Source organism: Sphingomonas bacterium (assembly GCF_903643065.1).
GTDB lineage: Bacteria > Pseudomonadota > Alphaproteobacteria > Sphingomonadales > Sphingomonadaceae > Sphingomonas.
In genome coordinates this window covers 1-2,861 of the sequence record NZ_CAHJWX010000406.1, presented here as the reverse complement: position 1 = coordinate 2,861, position 2,861 = coordinate 1, and the positions used below count along the sequence as shown (strand labels likewise).

The 2,861-nt window shown below is 75.1% G+C and carries 2 protein-coding genes and 2 pseudogenes; 1 reads left to right on the top strand and 3 read right to left on the bottom strand.

Annotation, left to right across the window (positions count from 1 at the left end):
- Window positions 1–397: pseudogene (locus tag HUU95_RS12955) on the top strand (hypothetical protein); the annotation flags it as partial.
- A gap of 3 nt (window positions 398–400) precedes the next feature.
- Here HUU95_RS12955 and HUU95_RS12950 read toward each other — a convergent pair.
- The 3 genes and pseudogenes from HUU95_RS12950 to HUU95_RS12940 all read right to left on the bottom strand — a co-directional run.
- Window positions 401–1,186 (bottom strand): 3'(2'),5'-bisphosphate nucleotidase CysQ, encoded by a 786-nt coding sequence (locus tag HUU95_RS12950; protein WP_174280479.1) that lies wholly within the window; start codon window positions 1,184–1,186, stop codon window positions 401–403.
- On the bottom strand, window positions 1,179–2,537 hold the full coding sequence (locus HUU95_RS12945) for a TldD/PmbA family protein (protein ID WP_174280478.1): 1,359 nt from the start codon (window positions 2,535–2,537) through the stop codon (window positions 1,179–1,181). The genes HUU95_RS12950 and HUU95_RS12945 overlap by 8 nt, the downstream gene beginning before the upstream one ends.
- Before the next feature lie 138 nt (window positions 2,538–2,675).
- A pseudogene (locus HUU95_RS12940) lies at window positions 2,676–2,861 on the bottom strand (4-hydroxybenzoate octaprenyltransferase); the annotation flags it as partial.

The window sequence follows — 2,861 nt, the reverse complement described above, 5'->3', positions numbered from 1 at the left end:
CGACTGCGGCGCGCGGGATCGCACGATCAGCATCGTGCTCTGGACCAACGAGATCGGCGTCCGCCTCGACACGCTGGCGCCGCAGCTCGCCGCGCTGGACGCGGGCGCGCCGGCGGGCGAGGAGGTGCGCAAGCTGGTCGCAGAGCAGCTGCCCGAGTTCGTGCGCGGCTATCGGCGCGTCCCCGCCGACCTGCGCGGCGTCGCCCGCAACGGTCGCACGCCCGACGCGCAGCTGGCCGACGGCCTGTCGCTGATCGATCGCCAGCTTCGCGAGATGAGCGCCAGCCTGGCGCAGGGCGACCTCGACGCGCTGGCGACGCGCGGGCGCTATCTCGAGATCAGGTACCAGGGCGATGGCGGGAGCGGGAACGAAGGCGGGGACGGGATCGGGGGCTGAGCGTCAGGGTCGGGCCTGCGCCGGCGCGCGCGCCAGCGCGGCGGCGTGGAGCGCGGGCGGCGCGACGAGCAGTCCCTGGGCCTGCGGCCGCGGACGATTGAACGTCAGCGGCGCGCCGTTCGCATCCGTTACCTTCGCCCCGGCCTCCTGCGCCAGCAGCACGGCGGCGGCGACGTCCCATTCGTTGCCCCAGCGGGTGGTGGCGACCAGGTCCGCCTCGCCCGCCGCGACCATGCCCACGCGCAGCGCGATCGAGTTGGGCTTGTCCACCGCCACCATCAGCGCGCGGTCGGCGCGGGGAAGGACGTCGGTCGGCACCCGTGCGCCGGCCAGCCCGGTGTGTTCGCTCACCCGAAGCCGGGTCCCGTTGCGCAGGGCGCCCCCGCCGGCGGCCGATCGCCACCGCTCGCCGCGGACAGGAGCGTCCAGAACGCCGATCACCGGCAGCCCGTCCTCCACCAGCGCGACCGACACGCACCAGCCGGGACGCCCGCGTATGTAGTCGCGTGTGCCGTCGATCGGATCGACCACCCACAGGCGGGCGCAGTCGAGCCGGTCCGCGCTGTCCGCCGTTTCCTCCGACAGCCAGCCCGCGTCGGGCAACAGCGCCGACAACCGTTCGCGCAACAGCGCGTCGACAGCCAGGTCCACCTCGCACACCGGACTGCCCGGCGCCTTTTCCCACCGGCGGAAATCCGTCCGCCAGCGTGCCAGCGCATAGTCGCCCGCCTCCGCCGCGATCCCCGCGACCGCATCGGCGAGCGCCCGGTGGCCCTCCGCGTCAGCCACCCGCGACGGTCATCCCGTCGATCCGGATCGTGGGGACGTTGCTGCCGTAGCGGAACTCCAGGTCGTTCGCCGGCGTCATCTGCCGGTACATGTCGCGCAGGTTGCCGGCGATCGTGAACTCCGCCACCGGTCCGGCCAGCCGCCCGCCGACGATCCGGAAGCCAGCCGCGCCGCGGCTGTAGTCGCCGGTGACGCCGTTGACGCCCTGACCGATCAGCTCGGTCACGAACACGCCGTCGGCGATGTCGGCGATCAGCGTCGCCGGCGGCAGGTGGCCCGCCGCCATGTAGAGATTGCTCGTCGTCACCCCCGGCCCGCCGCCGACGCCGCGCGCGGCATGGCCGGTCGGCTCCAGCCCGAGCTGGCGCGCGGACGCCGAGTCGAGCAGCCACGTCTCCAGCATCCCCGCCTCGACGATCAGCGTCGGCGACACCGGCAGCCCCTCGCCGTCGAACGGACGCGAGCGCAGGCCGTGCGGGCGATGCGGGTCGTCGCGGATGGTGACGCCGGGCGCGAAGACCTGCGTACCCAGCGCGTCGAGCAGGAAGCTGGTGCGCCGCGTGATCGCCTGGCCGCCGATCGCGCCGACCAGATGGCCGATCAGGCTGGCCCCCACGCGCGGATCGAACACCACCGTCGTCGGTCCGCTCGCGAGCTTGCCGGGCTCCACCCGCGCCACCGCCCGCTCGCCCGCCTGCCGGCCGATGGCGTCCGGTGCGTCGAGCCGGCTGCGATGCCGGGCGGAGGAATGGGCATAGTCGCGCTGCATGCCCCCGCCCGTTCCCGCCAGCACGCTCGCCGACAGGCCATAGCCGGTGGCGGCATAGGCGCCCGCGAAGCCGTGGCTGGTCGCGAGCGCCCATACCGACCGCGAGGCGCTGGCGCCGCCGCCCTCGGAGTTGGTGACGCCGGGAACGCCCCGCGCCGCGTCCTCGGCGGCGAGCGCCAGATCGCGCAGGCCGGCGGGGTCGATGTCCTCGCCCGCGTCCCCGACGTCGTCGAGGTCGAGCAGCGGGGGCGCGCCGCGCATCAGCCGCTCTTCCGGCGCCAGGCCCGCCCATGCGTCCTCCGGCGCCTCGCGCGCCATCGCCACCGCGCGCTCCACCAGCGCCGACAGCGCGGCGGGCGTCAGGTCGGAGGTGGAGACGCTCGCCGACCGCGCGCCGACGAAGACGCGCAGCCCGAGGTCCTGGCTCTCCGACCGGCCGACGTCCTCCAGCGCGCCGAGGCGGACGGAAATCTCGATCGCGGCGTCGGCGGCGAACACCGCATCGGCGGCATCGGCGCCGGCCGCCTTCGCGCGGGCGACAAGGTCCTGGGCGCGATCCTGCGCCTGATGGGGGGTCAGCATTCCGGCGATCTAGGGACGCGGGCCGCGCGATGCCAGCGAAACCACCTCGCCGCCAGTCCATCGTCGTCCGGGACCCGTTCCGGGGGGGGCGGGCCGGTGCGTGCCGCCGCGAGACCTCGGGCCTGTGGCCCGTCCCGCCTAGGCCGTGCTGCCCACGACCATGCAGGCAAGGAACATCAGCAGCCCCGCGAAGCGGTTGGACCGGAACCGGTGCAGCGCGCCGGCGCCGTCGGCGGGGTCCAGCGTCGCCGCCTGCCACGCCAGATGCCCCGCCACCGGCAGCAGCGCGAGCAGCGCCACCCAGTCCGGCCGCACCCGCCAGAT

What these genes read in the sequence shown, in the direction of transcription:
- HUU95_RS12945 (WP_174280478.1), bottom strand. Translation starts at nt 2,537, where the DNA reads ATGCTGACCCCCCATCAGGCGCAGGATCGCGCCCAGGACCTTGTCGCC.